Genomic DNA, 19,728 nt, shown 5'->3' on the forward strand with positions numbered 1-19,728 from the left:
ATATATTTTATAATATTTAAGGGTTCTAATAATGAAAAGGCAGATAAGATTGAGAGAGTTTGAAGCTGACAAGGATATGTTCAAAAGCCCTTCTATAACTTATGCGGAAAAATCTAGAAATTTAAATAGTAATATAGCATATAAGTTTCAAACAGATTCCAATGGATATGTAGTTTCTGGTAGACGGTTTATTCCTGTTTCAAAGATATGTGTTGTTGGTGCCTCATTAATTGAGAATAAATTTGTCAGGGAAAGCTGTAGATGGAATACTTATCTGGAAGGTCTTTTTTTATATCAAAATATTCCAGTCAAAGTCTATAACGCTGGATATTCAGGGGCGACATCCTTAAACGTTCTAAATACTTTAACTAATAAGCTTCTTGCAGATAGTTTTGATTCAATAATATATTTTATTTCATCTAATGATTACTCTGCTATTGCCTACTCAGATAGTTACTGGAACTTAACTAAAGATCATTCTAATCTATTCCTTACTGATTATGAAAGTGCCGAGCGTAACTTTAAAAATTTAAATAAAGATCATTTTGAAAGTATTGTTAAGTCAATACATACTACAGCTTTAAATTTCAACCAAGAGTTTTATTTCGCTACTTACCCTAATCTTTCTTGCGAACGTGTTGTAAGTACTATTAATGAAATGCTGAGATCGGTTTGTATGGAGCATAGCATACCATTACTAGATATAGATAAAGAAATGAAAGCTAGAAATATTGACTATGAGAGTAATTTTTATGATAGGAGACATATGAATGAAATAGGATCTAAAACGTTATCGAAGATGCTCTATGATTTTTATATGAGTAAGTGGGATTTAGATACGAAGGATCATAAGACTGTGTTCAAGAAAAAGAAGGTTCTAAACAACAAGATAAGTCTTAGTAGCGAATCTGGTGAGCTAAACATTAAAAGTGTTTGTAGCAACGACTTTCTAAAAACTTCAAATATAAATCTCATTTTTAGTATTGATAACTCTAACTCTGAAAAAGATGTCTCACTACTAGTAAAGCTATATTTTGAAGAAATAAAAAGTGTAGAAAATATAAGTGGTTTGAGCTTTAGAGAAGATATAGGTTGGCATTTCCTTATATCAGCTCCTAAGGGTAAGTTTTTAGAAAATAGCTACCATTTTGAGGTGGTTTTTAAAGGAAATATGGGCTTAGTTGTTGAAAAAAAGGATTCTTCTACTAAGGTGTCAATAGACTCTATTGTCCTTGAGATCATAGAAAGTAAGAACAGCTAGTCATTTTACAAGAGGTCCAAAGAGTAATTATGAAAATAACCATCGTAGGCACAGGGTACGTCGGTCTCTCTAATGCCGTACTTTTTGCACAAAAATATAGCGTCACCGCATTAGATATCGATCAAGATAAAATCAGTAAAATCAATCAGCGTCAATCGCCGATTGATGATAAAGAAATAGAAAACTTTCTAGCTCGTAAAGAGCTGGATTTGTTTGCGACGACAGATAAAGTACAAGCTTATACCGATGCAAACTATGTGCTGATAGCCACCCCGACCAACTACGATACAGACACCAACTCTTTTGATACCAGTAGTGTCGAGGCCGTCATCAAGGACGTACTGGCAGTCAATCCCAATGCCTTGATTATCATCAAATCCACCATTCCTGTTGGCTTTACGCAAAAAACGAAAAGAAGACTAGGCATTGATAATCTTGTCTTTGCTCCTGAGTTTTTACGTGAAGGCAAGGCGCTATACGATAATCTATACCCTTCACGCATCATCGTCGGTGAGCAGTCAGAGCGTGCACAGAAGTTTGCGCAAATGGTGGCAGATTGCGCAGTGAAAGAAAATCCAACCATTCTATTGACCAATAGTGCTGAGGCAGAAGCCGTCAAGCTATTTGCTAATACCTATCTTGCATTACGCGTTTCTTACTTTAACGAGCTGGATACTTATGCAGCGGTTCATGGTCTGGATACTGAGCAAATCATCAAAGGTGTTTGTTTAGATCCAAGGGTCGGGGATTTTTATAATAACCCATCTTTTGGCTATGGTGGCTATTGTCTCCCTAAAGATACTCAGCAGCTACTGGCCAATTATGAAAATATACCGCAGAACTTGATAGGAGCAGTGGTTTCTTCAAACAATACTCGTAAAGAATTCATCGCCAATGATATCGTATCGAGTAATCCCAAGGTTGTGGGTATTTATCGTCTGATCATGAAAGCAGGGTCTGATAATTTCCGTGCGTCGGCCATTCAGGGTATTATTAAACACTTAAAACGACTAGGTACGACGGTGATTATCTATGAGCCGAAGTCTGATGAATATAGTTTTTTAGACTGTGAAATTGTAAATAACTTAGAAGAGTTTAAGAGTAGGTCAGATATTATTGTAGCCAACCGACTCTCAGAAGATTTATCAGGTAGTTTGGATAAGGTATATACTCGAGACTTATCTGGTTCAGATTACTAATTAGGTCCCGATTTGAAATACTTTTCTTATGTTAAAAATAAGCAGTTCGCTCAGGCTTTAGCAGTGTTAAAGCCTAGGCAGCGCTATATCACTGCTAAGCGCCGTTGGTATGCAGTGCGTTTAGGTTTATATCGTAGTACTTTAGAGCGTCAATCATGGTTATCAGTAAAGACACCGCGTCATACAGTGGTATCTACTATTGCCAATATTAAGCGTCAAAACTTAACGAATGAGAAGGCTAAAGGTCATATAGAGCAACTCTTATATGATAACCGCTATCGCCAATTTCATCATGAATTGATCAAAGAGACGATATCATTTTACCCTGAAGTGGTATTTTATTTTTTGAAAGCACAGAAAGAAAAGTCAGGCACGTTAGATAGCTCTTATTATCAAGGTCTGTATATTGCGCTTTTACAGCAGCATGATCCACTAAGTACTCATATTGATCATTATTTAAGTGATTTTTTGGCATATCCAGCAGATGCCGAGTATGCAGATAAAAGCTGTCTTTACAGTAATATCGCCCTTCATACACCACTGGCGAAGCTGGCCAATTTAAATCAAATGTTTACTCATCATCAGCTTGATCAGATAGCGCTGTCCGATGAGCAGCAGCAATTCACTGTAGCTAATCTAAGCACAGTAGAGAATCTGAATAAGCAAGAAAAGTCTCAAGGCCATCATCAGCGGTATAAAGTGACAGTTATCGTTACCACCTATAATGTCAGCGAGACAATTGAGAGCTGTATTTATAGTTTGCTGATGCAGACATGGCGCAACTTAGAAATAATAGTCGTTGATGATGCCAGCACTGATGATACACTACAGCGTTTACGGTCTTTGAACAGTCGCTATAAAGATTTAACGGTCATTGCTCTACCGAAAAATGTAGGGACATTTGCTGCCAAAAGCATTGGTGCACAGTATGCGACAGGTGAGTTTTTGACCTGTCAGGATTCTGACGATTGGGCGCATCCACAAAAAATAGCAGAGCAAGTGCAGCCATTGATAACAGACGCTAGTATCATTGCGACGACATCACATTGGTTGCGATTAGATCATGATGGTCAGTACTATGTCAGGCAAGTGTATCCCTTTATGCGCCAAAACCCCGCTTCTCCCATGTTTCGCTTGCAGACTGTCAAACAAGAGACAGGGTTGTGGCATATCGTGCGCACAGGGGCGGATAGTGAGTTTTTTGAGCGTTTAAAGCTAGTCTATGGCAATGAGCGCATCGTAGTTGTTAAAAAGCCGCTGACCATCGCCAGCCATCGCCCGAACTCACTCATGACTTCAGAGCAGTTCGGTATCTACAATCGTACAGCGGCCCTGTCTCGCTTAGACTATTGGGAGGCGTGGCGACTGTGGCACATAGAGACACTTCATCAGAAAGCTAGTTTGATTATGCCGAGTGTCGAAAAACAAGCCAATGCGACACAAGTTTTATTTGATGGAGTACCAAATAGCATTCAAGTAGATATGCTGAGCTTAAAAGAAGGCCTAAATACACATACAGTATTGAGTAAGCTTTGATGTGAGCTTTAGGTAAAGTACTTGATTAAATACTAACGATAAATATTACGCTAATAGGATTGTTGAGGTATGAAAAACATCACCCACGCCGTTATCCCTGTCGCAGGCTTTGGCACTCGTATGCTGCCACTGTCCAAATCCGTGCCAAAGGAGCTGTTGCCACTGGGCAACCGCCCTGCGATCCATTATGTGGTCGAAGAGGCAATTGCTGCTGGTATCAAGCACATCGTCCTCGTCGGCCATGCACAAAAAAGCGCGATCGAGAACTACTTCGATATCAATGCCGAGCTAGATACTCAGCTGCGTCATAAAGGCAAGGACGAGCTGGCCGATAGTCTGAACTGGCTACCAGAGGACGTGACGGTGTCGATGATCCGTCAAGGCAAGGCATTGGGGTTGGGTCATGCGGTATTGGCCGCCCGTCCCATCATCGGTGAGCATGACTTTGCCGTCTTGCTACCTGATGTGGTGCTCGATCCATACACCACCGATATGAGCGTGGACAACTTAGCCTTTATGATCGATGCCTTTGCCAACGATGGTCATTCACAGATATTGGTCGAGAGCGTGGCGGATGAGGATGTGCATAAATACGGTATCGCGCAATTGAGTCAAGCGTTTAGTGATGCGAGCGATATCGATGACAACACAAACAGCAATAGCAGTTTTAAGGTGGCAGGGTTCGTCGAAAAGCCCAGCTTAGCAGACGCGCCATCCAATCTCGCGGTGGTCGGCAGATATGTGTTTAGCAATCAAATCTTTGATTATCTGGCGCAGACTACCGCCTCGGTCGGCGGTGAGATTCAGCTGACCGATGCCATCGATGCGCTGATTAGTGAGTCGGGGGTCAATGTGACGACGATGCGCGGCGATAGCTATGATGCCGGCGATATGCGCTCTTATATGCAAGCTTTTATTTACTTTGCCGAGCAGCAATTGGCAAAAGGTCAGTAGCCTATGAAAACAGACAATTCTTGCTGCTGTGGTCCTCAGTCGCCAAATTGGCAGCGCTTGCAATCGCTTGCCAAGCAAACATGGTCCCTTGAACGTTTGTTTGTGCAAGACCCTCATCGTACCGCGCGCTTTAGTGCCCAAACAGGCGCGCTGTATATGGATTATAGCAAACAGCTTATTGACGAGACGGTTTTGACAAGCCTGCTGAGTTTGGCGGCTGGCTGTGATTTGTCAGCTCGCATTGAGGCGCTGATGCAAGGCGCTGCAGTTAATACCAGTGAGGCAAGAGCGGCATTACATACCGCACTACGATTGCCAGCCACGGCCACGCTGCAAGTCGGCGAGCAAAATGTAGTAACTGATGTGCATCGCAGTCTGGCACAAGTGGCTCATATTTCTGAACGCATACGCAATGGTACATGGCGTGGGTTTTCGGGCAAGGCCATTACTGATGTGGTCAATATCGGTGTGGGCGGCTCAGATCTTGGACCTTTAATGGCGACGGCAGCGCTTGATGAATGGGCAAACACACAGATAAAGGTGCACTTTGTTTCTAACATGGATGGTACCCAGCTAGACAATTTGCTTAAGCACCTGAACCCTGAGACCACTTTATTTATTATCTCGTCCAAATCCTTTGGTACGGTGGATACCTTGTCCAATGCCAAGACGGCCTTGTCATGGCTGCTTGCTACTGCCAAACGCCATACAGGTACAGAAAACAGCGTGCTGCGTCGGCATTTCATTGGTATCTCTGCCAACAGCGAAAAGATGTGCGCTTGGGGGATTCATCCTGAGCATCAGTTACAGCTATGGGAGTGGGTCGGCGGCCGGTTTTCGATGTGGTCAGCGATTGGACTAGCGATTGCTATTCGTATAGGAATGGTGGGCTTTAAAGAGCTACTTGCTGGTGCTCACAGTATGGATGAGCATTTTTCGCAGGCTGATTTTTCAGAGAACTTACCGGTCCTATTAGGGCTGCTTGCTGTATGGAATAGTACCTTTTTGCACGTCAATGCGCATACAGTATTGCCTTATGATGGTCGATTGGGCTATTTGCCAAGCTATCTAACGCAGCTGGAAATGGAAAGTAATGGTAAGTCCGTTACTCAGTATGGGGATCGTATTAACTATGATACCTGTCCTATTCTATGGGGAGAGATCGGCTCCAATGCGCAGCATGCATTTTATCAGCTGCTGCATCAAGGCACGCAGCAGGTATCATGTGATTTTATCGCCTGCGTGCGCCGTTATCACGATAAGCAAAAAAACGCACCGCTGCAGCAGCAGCATGAGCTGTCGCTCGCCAACTGTCTGGCTCAAAGCCGAGTGCTGGCCTTTGGGAATGCCGCCGTGGCGACAGCTGGCAGTGATGGCACGGCCGATAGCGCTGCTGATAAATACAAATACTACCGCGGTAACCAGCCGTCAACCACTATCTTGCTCGATGAGCTGACCCCGCATAGCCTAGGCGCGCTGATTGCGCTGTATGAGCACAAGGTCTATGTCATGGCCAGCATCTGGGATATCAACCCCTTTGATCAATGGGGGGTTGAGATGGGTAAGCAGATGGCGGAGTCCGTATATCATGCCATGCAAGACGAGCGTGATGGGCAGTTTGATAGCTCCACCGATCATCTGCTACGCCACATCAATCAGCTGTCTTAAAGCCTATAATCATCAGTTTACAAGGTAACATCATGAGCACGGATAATAGTGATAAGCGTTTGTCTGACCCGCGGGGCTGGCAAGCAAAGCCAGTAAAGGAACCTGATGTCTGTGTGCTGGTCGGTCATAGTATCGAGGCCATCACCAGTGCGGTGGTGCTGGCAAGCCTTGGTCAGTGCGTGCATCTGTATGCTGATAAAGTCCTATTGGCCCAGCAGTTAGAGCAGTATGGTTTTGAACATCATCTGCAAGCACTGTGGCAGATGTATGAACAGCAGCAGCTGATCAGTCACCACCCATTACCCAATAGTGCAGACCAGCTGTTGCAGCACTATGATAAAACGGGCGGTGGCACTCATAACGCCGCTGATAATCTGCCCAAACCAGCCAGCGTGGCGCTATATTGGCTATTTTTAGACAGTATTGACGCGATATGGCTAGAGGACGGCTGGATTACCGCCTTTAACCACAGTCATCAGCAGTCGCTACCGCTGATCATGAGCGGTATTCAGGCATTAGGGCAGGTGGCTGCACTGGCGCAGCGGCTGCAGCGGGCATGGGTGTATTATGTGCCCTTTGTGTTTTTAAAAGATGGCGATGCTTATAGCTCGATGTTAAACCCTTCCTTGTGGCTGCTGGGCGAAAAAACGCCAGAGAGTAGTCAACATTTGGCGGTATTAAAACCATTGATGCAGCATGCAAGCGCGTCCCATCATGCCGATATCGCGACCATTGAGTTTGCTCGTAGTAGCATCATGGCGATGCTGGCGACGCGGGTGAGCTTTATGAATGAGATGTCACGCTTGGCAGATAGTCAAAACGTCGATATTGGGCAAGTCAGCTGTATCATGGGTTTAGATCAGCGGGTGGGCAGTAGTTACTTACAAGCAGGGTGGGGCTTTGGTGGCAACACTCTGCCAAGTGAGCTGCAGCAGCTGCAGCAAACTAGCCAAACCCATCGTTTAAATATGCCGCTCTTAGAGTCGGTCATACATATCAATGAAGATCAAAAAGAGCTGATATTTCGTAAGTTTTGGCAGTATTTTGATGGGTTTATTGACAATAAAACCGTGATGATCTGGGGCGGTAGTTATAAGGCCGGCTCAGGACGCACCTCAGGCTCGGCCATTCATCCGTTACTCGCTTTGCTATGGTCGTACAATATCCGCACACTGGTCTATAGTGATAAAGCGCAACATGAGCTGACCGGGCTGTATGGGCAGCAGCCGCTGCTGGAGCTGGTTACCCAGCCTTATCAGCATATAGCAGAGGCGCAGGCTATTTTTATCATCAGTTGGTCGCCGCGTGATCAGTTAGATATTGGCAAAATCAATCAGTACGCCATGCCGATATTTGATGCGCAAAACGCCATGAGCCGCTCACAAATTGCGGCCTTAGTAGGAAGCTATATGGGCATCGGTCGTGCGAAATAAAGGCGCGCTCATATTCACTAGCGAGCCTTTATTATCTGACCATTCACACTCTTTGTACCAAGGTACAGGCTTTATGCTGGCATCGCCCCTTGTGCCGCCAGCCACTGCTCGATCTCTTGTATCTTATCCGCCAAAAGTGGCTGATCGCCGCGCGTTTCGATATTGAGCCGAATGAGCGGCTCGGTATTAGAAGCGCGCAAATTAAAGCGCCAGTCGCCAAAGTCGAGGCTTAGGCCGTCAAGGGTGGTTTTGCTGGGGTTTTGGCTGCGATACTTGTCTTCAATGGCTCTAATAATAGCGGGCGCGTCATTTGTGGTTAGGCGAAAGTTCATCTCCCCTGAGCTGGGGTAAGCATTGATATAGCCGGTGACCAGCTCCGACAGCGTCTTACCGGTGATGGATAGCAGTTCAATGGTCAGTAGCCACGGAATCATGCCGCTGTCGCAATAGAAGAAGTCACGGAAGTAGTGATGAGCGGACATCTCGCCGCCATAGACCGCGCCCGACTCGCGCATCACTTGCTTGATAAAGGAGTGCCCAGACTTACTGATGACCGCCTCACCTTGATGCGTGTCAATCACCGCTTCGGTGTTGTATATCACTCGTGGGTCATAGACGATGGACTCGTTTGGATATTTATTTAAAAAGGCCTGCGCCAGCATACCCACCACATAGCTACCATCGATAAAATCGCCTGTCTCGTCGAACAAAAAGCACCGATCAAAATCGCCATCAAAGGCAATACCCAGATCAGCTTTGTGAGTCAAAACCGCTTGCTGCGTTGCGGCTCGGTTGGCGGTAATCATCGGATTGGGGATGCCGTTGGGGAAGCTGCCATCAGGGGTGTGATGCAGTGTGATGATGTCGATCGGCGCGCCCGCTTGCGTCAGTTTGTCAGTTAATAAATCAACGACAGGGCCGGCGCTACCATTACCAGAGTTGATGACCAGCTTTAGCGGTTTGAGCTTGTCGGTGTCGATAAAGGTCATCAAGTGATTGATATAGGCGCTTTTATCTGTCAGCAGCTGCAATGCCCCTGATTTATCACTGCTGGTAAATCGTCCAGACTCTGCCAATGCCTGAATCTCGGCCAGACCATCATCAGCGCTGACGGGTTTTGACTGCTCTTTGACCAGCTTTAGGCCATTGTAGTTGATTGGATTGTGACTGGCGGTGACTTCGATACCGCCTAAAGCCGCATAGTGGCTGGTGGCAAAATACACCTCCTCAGTACCGGTCATACCAAGGTCGATGACATCGACGCCTGCATCGACTATCCCTTTGATGGCCGCTTGTTTCAGCTCCTCACTTGAGTGGCGAATGTCGCTGCCGATGACGATAGCGGGCTTTAGCGTCGCCAGCTCACTATCTTGAGTAGCGGCTGCTTGCTGATACCGCTGAAACAATATCTGTGCAAAGGCGCGACCAATACGATAAGCGATGTCTTCATCGAGGCTAACGCCGAGCTCACCGCGAATATCATAGGCCTTAAATGAGCCAATCGTCATCGGTAGAAACTCAGACGCTGGTCGATAGCTGGGGATGGGAGAGGTGGGCATAATGATATATTCCTTTAATAAATAATAAACAATAAATAATAAACAGTGAATAATAAACAGTGAATGGCGGTATTTATCATCCAGCGCCGTAAAACCACGTCCTTCTAGGGCGTGGATATCAGGCGTCAGTCATTGTCGTACAATATTGCGAGTGCCTTGATAACCAACTGCATTAAGATCATAATTAATCCATGAAAACGCTCAAGCTACGCATCAAAGACAAACACGCCACTCAGCTCAATATCTTGGCTGGGTCGGTTAATTTTGTCTGGAATTACGTCAATGAGCTAAGTTTTAAACATCTTAAGTGTACAGGAAAATTCTTTTCAGCCTATGAGTTGGCTACTTATACCAAAGGTAGTGGCGAGTATTTAAACTTGCACAGCCAAACCCTACAAGCCATCTCTGAAACCCATGCCAAGGCTCGTAAACAGTTTAACAAAGCCAAACTCAACTGGCGTACCAATAATCCTAAAGCCAAGAGAAGAAGCTTGGGCTGGATTCCCTTTAAAAAAACAGCCATTAAGCATATCAGTACGCACCAAAGTGGTAAAAAGTCTTTAAAAAGCACCCTGCAATTTAGCTTAGCTAACCGTCAAAAGCTAACCATTGATTTGTGGGACAGTTATAACCTAGCCCTGTACAGCATCAACACGTGCGAATTAGTACAAGACAATCGCAGCCATTGGTATGCCTGTGTCACCGTCAAAGAGTTTCCAAAGATTAAGTGTGGTACTGGCCAAGTCGGTGTTGATTTAGGCTGTAAGGATTCAGCAGTCAGTAGTAATGGCGATGTTCTAACCACTAAGCTGACACATCAATATGCTGGAAAACTGGCCACCGCCCAACGTGCTAAAAACAAAAAGCGGGTTAAGGCGATTCACGCCAAGATTAAAAATACCCGCCAAGACTTAATCCATAAATTCACATCAAAGCTTATCAAGGCCAACAACTTAATCGTTGTTGGAAAGATTAAATCAACATCATTCACTTCATCCAAACTGGCCAAATCCGTCTATGATGCTGGTTGGTTTGAAATTAAGCGGCAACTGGATTATAAATGCGCGAACGCAGGTTGCCACTATATCGAAGTCAATGAAGCGTACAGCACCCAAACCTGCTCGTGTTGCGGCTCCCGCCAAGACAGTCCGAAAGGTAGATCAGGTCTTGGTATAAGAGAGTGGTTTTGTCGTTCTTGTAAAACGACCCATAACAGAGATGTTAATGGAGCAAAAAACATTCTCGCGGTCGGGCTTGGCCGTCTTTAGTAGGAATCCCCTCACTTTAGGGAGGGGAGGAAGTCAAAAGCCAGTTGCTATTCAATGATACACTAGCTGTCACAGGAACCAACCCGCAAAAACAAGAGCGTCTTTTATGAAACCGTTAGAGCAAACCACGTTGCCACCCACGCCTGTACAGGGCACCCCTGATGCCACCGGCCAGATCGATGATTTACTTGCCTTGATGGCGCGGCTGCGTGCTGACTGTCCGTGGGACAAAAAACAGACCAATCATAGCCTGATTCCTTATGCCATTGAGGAGGCCTACGAGCTTGGCGAAGCAGTACAAGCGGATGATGACGAAGATATCAAGGGCGAGCTGGGTGATGTACTGCTGCAAGTGGTGTTTCATTGCCAGCTCTACGCTGAGCAAGGGCGTTTTGATATGAGCGATGTGATTGCTACCTTGCAAGAGAAGCTCATTCGTCGTCATCCGCATGTGTTTGAAGCGGAGAGTCTTAAAGACGAGGCTGCGGTAAAAGCGCGCTGGGATGAGATAAAAGCGGAGGAGCGGCGAGTCGACGAAGCGCGGGGCAAACCGCGTCGGCGTTTGGATGCGACGAAGGCAGGTAGTGCGTTGATGCAAGCGCAGTCAGTACAAAGCCAAGCGTCAAAACTGGGCTTTGATTGGGACGGCATCAGCGGCGCTTTTGAGAAGTTAGAAGAAGAGATCGAGGAGTTAAAGGCGGAGGTTACGGATAAATCTAAGGCGGAGATAAAAGCCAATATTAGCGATATCGAAAAAGAGCTGGGTGATTGTATGTTTGCGCTGGTCAATGTGGCGCGCAAGCTCAGCCTCGATGCCGAAGCGGCAACGCTGACCTGTGTGCATAAATTCAAATCCCGCTTTGGCTATATCGAAGCACAGTTAGCGCAGTTAGGTAAAAGCTTGGAAGATAGCGATATTGAGGAGATGGATGCCTTGTGGGAGGCGGCAAAACGACATGAACGCTCATCATAAGCCTGGCTTGATCGGTGCTATGCTCAGCACAGCCATCAGTGCAGTCGGTGCGTCTGCTGCTGGGGCATTGCTTATCATGACACTCATGCTAAGCGAGGCTTTGGCAGCGACTTGTTTTGCCAGCCCGCAGCAAGCATACGCGTCTTTATTGGCGCAAGAGGCCGCGCAGTTGCAAGCACGCACGCAAACGGTGGTCAATATCAATCGTGCTGGTGAGGGCGAGCTGGTCTCGCTGCACGGTATCGGTAGTAGTAAGGCGCAGGCGATTGTTTTATACCGCGAGATGTTTGGCGGCTTTCAGACGGTCGATGACTTGGCAAAGGTCAAAGGCATCGGTCAGAAGACCATTGAGAAAAACCGAGCGCGCATCAGCGTACAAGATGAATAAAGGCGTTTGGCAATAATCAAGGCGAATATTGACAAAATAGCACGTAAGTAACGGTCATAACACACCCAGCAGGCGCAAAATTTGTTAAACTAGTCGTTACATCCGCCTGATAAACACTGTGTCTGTTAGGGGTGATCAAAGAATACCGGCGAGGAGTAGATGCATGGCCGAGCGTGCCGCCAAGCAGTTAGAACTGAATAAATCTGAATTACCCAATTCCATTACTGAAGTCATTGCCACATTGACCCGAGCTGGGTTTGATGCCTATATCGTCGGGGGCGGGGTGCGTGACACATTATTGGGTCTGCGTCCAAAAGACTTTGACGCAGTGACGGATGCCAAGCCGCATGAGATCAAAGACGTCTTTGGAAAGCGCTGCCGTATCATCGGCCGCCGCTTTCAATTGGCGCATGTGTATTCTGGCCGTGAGCTGATTGAAGTGGCGACGTTTCGCGGGCCACCGACCAACAACGCCAATACCAACCAAGATGGTATGATTTTGCGCGACAATGTCTGGGGCGATATCAAACAGGACTTTGCCCGTCGTGATTTTTCTATCAATGCGCTCTATTATCAACCACTCAAAGGCGTGGTCCATGATTTTTGTGGGGCGCTTGACGATATCGACAACCGCATCATTCGTCTGCTTGGCCACGCGCCTACTCGTATCGAAGAAGACCCTGTACGTCTGCTACGGGCGCTGCGTTTTAAGGCCAAGCTTGGCTTTGAGTTTGATGAAGCATTGGCGGAGCAGTTCCACGAGGACAACTGGGCGCTAATTGAGCAAATATCGCCGCATCGTCTCTATGATGAGACGCAAAAGATGTTTACAGGTGGCTATTTGGTACCGCTATTGCCGTTATTGTTTGAGTCAGGGGCGATGGATAGCTTGGTCATTTATCCACCTGCTGAGCCAAGCGCACTGGTAAAGCAAGTGGCGATCAATACCGACAAGCGCATCGCTGCTGGCAAAAGCATCAATCCGGCGTTCTTTTATGCGGCGCTATTGTGGGAAAACTACCTGCACCAGCTAGAAAAAGCCAAAAAACGCAACATGCCTTTTGCCGATGCGCAACTGCACGCCGCTGGCAAAGTCATCGACCGTCAGCGTATCAAAACCGCCATTCCAAAGTTTGCTGAGCAATTTATCCGTGATATCTGGATTTTGCAGCCCAAACTGTCCGCACCGCGTAACAAGCAAATCGTCCAGCTCTCTGAGCATCCACGTTTTCGCGCAGGTTTTGATTTTTTATTGCTACGTGAGCAGTGCGGCGATGCCAAGCATCCCTTGTCTGAGTCGACCAATGGTATGGGCGAATGGTGGCAGACTTATCAAACCTTGTCCGAGAGAGACAAGCAGCAAGCCATCGCTGATTTTGATGAAAACATACGCCGCGGCGCTTACAAAAAAGGCCAACGCGGCCGTGGGCGCAATCGCCAAAACCAAAAGTCAGATAGCAGCATCGATAGCGTGACAGATACCGCGTCGTCCAAGCCATCAAATGCGCCGCAAAAAGACAGCGCTGATACAGGCGGTATTCCTGCGCGTCGTCGCCGTGCCAAATCACAGCCAGCGACTAGCAAATCAAATAGTCAGCCAAACAGTAAGTCAAGCGTTGGTCGTCACGATGACAATCAGCCATTGTCGCAGGACGAGGCGGAGCTGGCACAATTGCAGCAATTGTCATTAGCCGCGACTAAAAAATCGCATAAAAAGCCTGCCGCGCCAAAGCCGTTGTTTGTCATCGAGCACGAAAAAGTCGTACCGCCGCTAAAAAAACAGCTGCCGCAAGATAAAGAGGCTCAAAGCACCGCTCAAGACAAACAGCAAGCCGCGCCTAAACAGTCGCAAAAACGACCGCAAAAACAATCAAAGACGCAAGCAGAAAACCCATCCACAACACAGCAGACGCCATCGGCTCAAGCCGTTAGCCGCGATGATAAGCACACAGCCGTCGCATCGGTACCAGATAAGCCTGCGCTCACGGTTGCCCAGTCGCCAGCACTGGTGAGTCTCAATAATGCGCCGATACCTTATCAGCGTCGCCGCCGTCAGCCCAGCAGTACTGCTACTACGACCAAACCGCAAGCGACCGATGCCAGCGAGCAGACGCCCGTAAAACCGGCTAAGGCTTATGCAAAACAAGCGCCAAAACCTGCTGCTCAGTCTACTACCGAAGCTGAGCCGCCAGCTAATCGCGGCACAGACAATAAAGAAGCCGCTACCGCTAAAAAAACAAAAACGTCTGCGCCCAGCACAAGCAAAAAAACACAAACTGCAATGCCTCAGCCGCTCATCAGCCTGATAGAGACGGATAAAGGCCCGATACCCGCAAAGCGTCGCCGTCGACAGCCTAGTGCTGAAGGCGCTTGATCGGTGACTGTGAGAGCCAATGGTATGAATAATCGCCTTCATAACAGTCAAAGTGCTGATGGTGCTGTAGACGTCAATAGTACACATGGTCACAGCAGTAATCAGGACGCGGCAGAGTGGACATGCGCTTATGTGGGGTTGGGTAGTAATTTGGCCAATGAGCTGGGCTCGCCGACCGAACATCTACAGACCGCCCTCAACGCGATACAAGCGCATGCGCAGATACGTCATTTACGGGTATCATCGTTTTATGCGTCAGCGCCGATGGGGCCACAAGACCAGCCTGACTTTATCAATGCGGTCGCGGGGTTTGAGACGACGTTATTGCCGTTTGAGCTATTGGCGTTTTGTCAGCAGCTAGAGGCGCAAGCAAAACGGGCGCGATTGCGCCGTTGGGGCGAGCGCAGTTTGGATATCGATATTTTGCTATATAATCAGCTGCAAATGACGGACGCTAAGCTGACCATACCGCATGCTGGATTGTGTGAGCGTAACTTTGTCTTGCTGCCGTTACGTGAGATAGCGCCAGAGTTACAGGTATTGGGCAAGCCGATTGCGGACTATCCACCAAGCTGCGATTGGACAGGTCTCAAGTTATTAAAAAGTAACTCATGAGCGGTGCGCTCGCCAGATATTCAGCTGATAATCAAAGGGATTGAGGGCCATATGACGACGTTATCTACGCTAAATAAATTTAAAAAAGAAGGCACTAAGTTTACGTGCCTAACCTGCTATGATGCGATGTTTGCGCGGATGATGGACAAGGCGCAGATTGACACGATCTTAATCGGTGATAGCTTGGGGATGGTCGTTCAAGGCCATGACTCAACGCTGCCAGTCACGGTTGACGATATGGTTTATCATACCGCCAATATCGCTCGGAGTAACAGCAGCGCTTTGATTTTGGCGGATCTGCCGTTTATGAGCTACGTCACTTTGCCAGAAGCGGTGGCCAATAGCCGCAAACTGATGCAGGCGGGCGCGCACGTGGTAAAGATAGAAGGTGGACGTGAGCTGTGCGAGCTGGTCACAACCTTAGCGCAGGCAGGCACCCCAACGTGTGTGCATCTGGGGCTGACGCCGCAGTCGGTCAATATCTTTGGTGGCTATAAAATCCAAGGCCGCGGTGAGACAGCAGCAGACAAGCTACTGGCTGATGCCAAAGCCGTCGTCGACGCAGGCGCAGCGCTGCTAGTATTAGAGTGTGTGCCCGCTGAGCTGGCCAAAGCGGTGACCCAAGCAGTCGCAGTACCAGTGATCGGAATCGGCGCAGGCGCAGATACTGATGGCCAGGTGCTGGTCATGCATGACATGCTCGGTATGGCGCACGGCCGCGTGCCGCGTTTTGTCCATGATTTTTTGACCGATACGCGCAATCGTGCTGGCAGTATTGAAGGCGCATTTACCCTGTATCAGCAGTCGGTACGTGAGGGCAGCTTTCCTACCACCCAGCATCAATTTAGCTAGTTTTAAGTTGGATTGATGATAGTTTGACAATTCTAGTGAGTTTGACTTTGTTTTTGGGCAATTACGATTATTAAGAACAGAAGGCTTTATCATGCCAATCATTTATCAGCAGATATCAGACTTGCGTGCAGCGCTGCAGCCGCATCGCACTCAGCAATCTATCGCTCTGGTGCCGACGATGGGCAATCTGCATGATGGCCACCTTGAGCTGGTAAACATCGCCAAGCAACACGCTGATATCGTGGTGGTGAGTATTTTTGTCAATCCCACGCAGTTTGGTGAAGGTGAAGATTTTGATAGCTACCCGCGCACGCTGGACGACGATGTGGCAAAGCTTGCCACAGTGGCAGCGGACTATGTCTTTGCGCCCAGTATCGAGGAGATGTATCCAGTCTTGCCGCCCGCGACAGCAGTGCTGGCAGGGACGATTAGCGCGCAGCTATGCGGGCAGTCACGTCCTGGACACTTTGATGGGGTGGGTATCGTGGTGTCAAAACTGTTCAATATCATCCAGCCTGATGCGGCAGTGTTTGGACAAAAAGATTACCAGCAGTTGGCGATTATCAAGCAGTTGGTGCGAGACCTTAGTTATCCGCTAGAGATTATCGCCGCGCCCATTGTCCGTGCTGCTGATGGTTTGGCGCTATCATCACGCAATCAGTACTTAACGGCCAGCGAGCGGCAGGTGGCTCCTGTGCTCCATCAAGCGCTGCAAAGTTTGGCGCAGCAATTGCAAGATATAAAGATAGCACCGCAAGGCTCGATATTGCCGCACATAACGGCGCTACTTGCACAGACGCGTGAGCACCTCACAAATGCAGGGTTTACTGTTGACTATTTACAGATAAAAACCGCTGAACTGGATGCTATAACAGAAGGTTTTGATAAAGATAGGCAAGAAATGGTTATTTTGGTAGCGGCATGGCTTGGGCGCGCGCGTTTATTGGACAATCAGCTAGTGACGCTTAAGTAGTTATTATGCAATTCGCCGTCATATCATTAGACATCGTAATATCGCAATGTGCAGGAAGCAATAGCGTCAACTACTGACAATAATTGCCATAGCCGCTCTGTGGCAAAAGCAAGACCGCTTTTATGATGGCTGAGTAGCGTATTTTAGTATGTATGGCTTGGATAACCTAGGACAGGTGGATGATGGACATGGATCAACACAATAGCAATCAGCAGTCTGAGCAGGCTTTGGAGCAAGTGCGACGACCAGCCGCCGATGCACTTAGCATCCTTGTCGTCTCGGGCCGCTCAGGCTCTGGCAAAACATCAGTGCTCAATATCTTAGAAGATCTTGGGTATTATTCTATCGATAATTTGCCTTTGTCTTTGGTGCCACAGGCAGTTCATAAGCTGGTGATGGAAAGCAGTATACGCCGTATCGCCCTTGGGGTCGATATTCGCACACCGCGCGCTGATTTGTCTAACTTTGCAGAGACTTATGAGGCGCTAAAGGCAACGTATGGCAAGCAGGCGGTCAAAGTCGTTTATGTTACCGCGCAAGAGCATACTTTAATCGCGCGGTTCAATGCCACTCGCCGTGTCCATCCGCTGATGTCGCAAGATGTGGATAGTGATAATGCCCGTCATATCGCCTTTAACCTGCCAGCGGCTATCAAAAGAGAGATAGAGCTGCTAGAGCCGATAGCAGGTCACGCTGATATCAGAATCGATACCAGCAGCTTAAATATCCATCAGTTAAAAGACAGCTTACGTGCGCATATCGGCATGGACAATCAGATTGTCATCAATCTTTTGTCTTTTGGGTTTAAGTATGGCAGCCCTATCGATGCTGATTTTGTCTTTGATGTAAGGGTGTTGCCAAACCCGCATTGGAACCCTGAGCTGCGAGCGGCGACTGGTCTAAATGCAGAGGTCGCCACATTTTTTGCCGACTATCCAGAAGTGGCAGAAATGACCGATGATATCGATCAGTTTTTGACGCGCTGGCTGCCTGAGTTTTTGCACAACAACCGTCATACCGTGACGGTAGCGATTGGCTGTACAGGCGGCAAGCATCGCTCGGTGTTTATCACAGATGCTTTGCAGCGCCGTTTGGCACAGAACATGCCAGCAGGGGTCAAGGTGTTGGCCAAGCACCGCGAAAAAAGCCGGTGGTAAAATCCTAGCAGACGTGCACTTTATTATTTTACTATTCATCACTTCGGAACGCTTTTATGATTGACTGGTCAGAACAGGATATGCGCGTCTCGCGCACAGAACTCAAAAAAGCCCATGAGCGCTTGCAGCAGTTATCCATACCGCTTGCAAGCTTGTCGAAAAAACAGCTAAAAAAACTGCCAGCCAGTGATTATTTTATGGCTGAGCTGATGGCATTGGCGGACATCACCAGTGCCAATGCGCGCAATCGTCAGACCAAGCGTGTGGGTAAGCTTATCGGCGAAGAAAACCGCCACGAGCTTGTCAAAGCGTTGTTTGATGCCTATTTTCCAAAAGAGCAAGTCTCCAAAATCGAGAGCTGGTATGATCGCCTTAATATCAATGACGAAGGCACGCTAAAGCAGTTTGTCAAACAATACAAAGCTTCTGAGCGCAACAGCATGTATCAGCTGTTGTTATGGATTGAATACGCCAAACACATGCAAGATGATGAGCTACTAGCAGAATCAGAAGCCGATTTGGCCAGTTATATACGAGAAGTGGCCATCTTGTCGCAGCTCAAAAAATAACTGCCCAGCGTCGCTATAGTGATTTCAGTATAAAAACGATACAGTGGGACTGGGATGAATTTTACGCAGCATCTGTCGGCGTAGGCACAGCACGCAAGAAAAATTTATACCAGTCCCACGTTGACATACAATGTATCTGTTTTATTTAGAATCGACTATATCAATGCTATAAACGCAAATAAATAAAAAAGCCAATCATCAAATGATTGGCTTTTATTTATAAGCTTACTATCATGATATGCCCGAGGCTGCGATAAGATCGAAGCGCTCGGTTAAAGGGCTGGGTTTATTTCTTTTCAGCGCGTGCTTTGTCGACCAAATAATCAACGACCTTGGGTACTTTGGCGCTTTCACCAGTGACGACGTATTTGCCTTGTACCACGACTGCTGGCACCCCTGAGAGCTGATAACGCTTTGCGCCAGCTTGTGAGCGGCCGATTTTTGTACCAACGGCAAACGAGTTATATAGGCTGTTAAATTTCTTTTCATCTACGCCTTTTGACGCATACCACTTGCTCAATGATGCTTGGTCAAAGAGTTTTTTGCCATCTTTATGAATGGCATCAAACAAAGCGTCGTGGGTTTTGTTTTCAAACCCTAATAGCTGGGCGGCATAAAAACCGCGGGCGTTGGCTTCCCAAACAGGGTTTAGCGCCGCTGGGGTTTTAAAGAACGCGACATCTTTGTCTTTGGTTTTTGCCCACTTTTCCATATGCGGATTGAGGACGTTACAATGCGGGCAGCCATACCAAAAAAACTCACGAACAATGATGGCGTCACCGCTGATTTTTTCTGGATTGTCGAGCACGCGATAGTCTTTTCCGGCGACATAGTCGGCAGCTTGTGCGCCCATAGTGGCAAGTCCAATAGCCATAGCCAGACCAGTCAGTGTAATGACACGTTTCATACTTTATCCTTGGGATGTATAAACTTAGGGTGATGATGGGTT

General features: G+C 47.3%; 16 protein-coding genes and 1 pseudogene. 15 read left to right on the forward strand and 2 right to left on the reverse strand.

The features are described 5' to 3' along the window. Positions 1-49 precede the first annotated feature (49 nt). The 6 genes from ACNFVB_RS01695 (at position 50) to ACNFVB_RS01720 (ending at position 8,051) form a co-directional block, all read left to right on the forward strand. Positions 50-1,261, forward strand: a complete 1,212-nt coding sequence (locus tag ACNFVB_RS01695; RefSeq protein ID WP_430737874.1) for an SGNH/GDSL hydrolase family protein — start codon at positions 50-52, stop codon at positions 1,259-1,261. Between the two features lie 29 nt (positions 1,262-1,290). After that, positions 1,291-2,460: a nucleotide sugar dehydrogenase gene (locus ACNFVB_RS01700; RefSeq protein WP_430737875.1), complete on the forward strand. Its 1,170-nt coding sequence runs from the start codon at positions 1,291-1,293 to the stop codon at positions 2,458-2,460. Between the two features lie 12 nt (positions 2,461-2,472). Beyond that, positions 2,473-3,996: a glycosyltransferase family 2 protein gene (locus ACNFVB_RS01705; RefSeq protein WP_430737876.1), complete on the forward strand. Its 1,524-nt coding sequence runs from the start codon at positions 2,473-2,475 to the stop codon at positions 3,994-3,996. Between the two features lie 69 nt (positions 3,997-4,065). After that, on the forward strand, positions 4,066-4,950 hold the full coding sequence (locus ACNFVB_RS01710; RefSeq protein ID WP_430737877.1) for a UTP--glucose-1-phosphate uridylyltransferase: 885 nt from the start codon (positions 4,066-4,068) through the stop codon (positions 4,948-4,950). 3 nt (positions 4,951-4,953) lie between these two features. Beyond that, complete coding sequence (pgi, locus tag ACNFVB_RS01715) at positions 4,954-6,618, forward strand: glucose-6-phosphate isomerase (protein ID WP_430737878.1); 1,665 nt, start codon at positions 4,954-4,956, stop codon at positions 6,616-6,618. Between the two features lie 32 nt (positions 6,619-6,650). After that, positions 6,651-8,051, forward strand: a complete 1,401-nt coding sequence (locus ACNFVB_RS01720) for a UDP-glucose/GDP-mannose dehydrogenase family protein (RefSeq protein ID WP_430737879.1) — start codon at positions 6,651-6,653, stop codon at positions 8,049-8,051. A gap of 71 nt (positions 8,052-8,122) precedes the next feature. Here the strand turns inward: ACNFVB_RS01720 and ACNFVB_RS01725 are convergent, their stop codons facing one another. Next, positions 8,123-9,610 (reverse strand): phosphomannomutase CpsG, encoded by a 1,488-nt coding sequence (locus ACNFVB_RS01725; protein ID WP_430737880.1) that lies wholly within the window; start codon positions 9,608-9,610, stop codon positions 8,123-8,125. Positions 9,611-9,801: 191 nt separating this feature from the next. On the opposite strand from ACNFVB_RS01725, the pseudogene ACNFVB_RS01730 reads away from it, so the two are divergent. The 9 genes and pseudogenes from ACNFVB_RS01730 (at position 9,802) to yjgA (ending at position 18,779) form a co-directional block, all read left to right on the forward strand. After that, positions 9,802-10,898: pseudogene (locus tag ACNFVB_RS01730) on the forward strand (RNA-guided endonuclease InsQ/TnpB family protein). 86 nt (positions 10,899-10,984) lie between these two features. Next, positions 10,985-11,851: a nucleoside triphosphate pyrophosphohydrolase gene (mazG, locus tag ACNFVB_RS01735; protein WP_430737881.1), complete on the forward strand. Its 867-nt coding sequence runs from the start codon at positions 10,985-10,987 to the stop codon at positions 11,849-11,851. Then, entirely contained in the window at positions 11,835-12,239 is a 405-nt protein-coding gene (locus ACNFVB_RS01740) for a ComEA family DNA-binding protein (protein WP_430737882.1), read from the forward strand. The genes mazG and ACNFVB_RS01740 overlap by 17 nt, the downstream gene beginning before the upstream one ends. Before the next feature lie 163 nt (positions 12,240-12,402). Then, positions 12,403-14,613 carry a polynucleotide adenylyltransferase PcnB gene (gene pcnB, locus ACNFVB_RS01745; RefSeq protein ID WP_430737883.1) on the forward strand — a complete coding sequence of 737 codons (2,211 nt, stop codon included), beginning with the start codon at positions 12,403-12,405 and terminating at the stop codon, positions 14,611-14,613. 24 nt (positions 14,614-14,637) lie between these two features. Further along, the gene (folK, locus tag ACNFVB_RS01750) at positions 14,638-15,228 is read left to right on the forward strand and encodes a 2-amino-4-hydroxy-6-hydroxymethyldihydropteridine diphosphokinase (RefSeq protein ID WP_430737884.1); all 591 of its coding nucleotides are present in this window, start codon (positions 14,638-14,640) and stop codon (positions 15,226-15,228) included. 51 nt (positions 15,229-15,279) lie between these two features. Then, positions 15,280-16,080 carry a 3-methyl-2-oxobutanoate hydroxymethyltransferase gene (gene panB / locus ACNFVB_RS01755; protein WP_430737885.1) on the forward strand — a complete coding sequence of 267 codons (801 nt, stop codon included), beginning with the start codon at positions 15,280-15,282 and terminating at the stop codon, positions 16,078-16,080. A gap of 91 nt (positions 16,081-16,171) precedes the next feature. After that, positions 16,172-17,053 carry a pantoate--beta-alanine ligase gene (gene panC, locus ACNFVB_RS01760; protein WP_430737886.1) on the forward strand — a complete coding sequence of 294 codons (882 nt, stop codon included), beginning with the start codon at positions 16,172-16,174 and terminating at the stop codon, positions 17,051-17,053. Between the two features lie 182 nt (positions 17,054-17,235). After that, a complete protein-coding gene (rapZ, locus tag ACNFVB_RS01765) occupies positions 17,236-18,210 on the forward strand; it encodes an RNase adapter RapZ (protein ID WP_430738449.1) in 975 nt (324 codons plus the stop codon). Between the two features lie 56 nt (positions 18,211-18,266). Continuing rightward, positions 18,267-18,779, forward strand: coding sequence for a ribosome biogenesis factor YjgA (gene yjgA, locus ACNFVB_RS01770; RefSeq protein ID WP_100748714.1), 513 nt, complete (start codon positions 18,267-18,269; stop codon positions 18,777-18,779). Positions 18,780-19,065: 286 nt separating this feature from the next. On the opposite strand, the gene ACNFVB_RS01775 is transcribed toward yjgA, so the two are convergent. Then, positions 19,066-19,686, reverse strand: coding sequence for a thiol:disulfide interchange protein DsbA/DsbL (locus ACNFVB_RS01775; RefSeq protein ID WP_075102176.1), 621 nt, complete (start codon positions 19,684-19,686; stop codon positions 19,066-19,068). Positions 19,687-19,728: the final 42 nt, after the last annotated feature.

Origin of the sequence: Psychrobacter sp. VH5 (assembly GCF_050572635.1) — a bacterium.
Classification (GTDB): Bacteria; Pseudomonadota; Gammaproteobacteria; order Pseudomonadales; family Moraxellaceae; genus Psychrobacter; species Psychrobacter celer.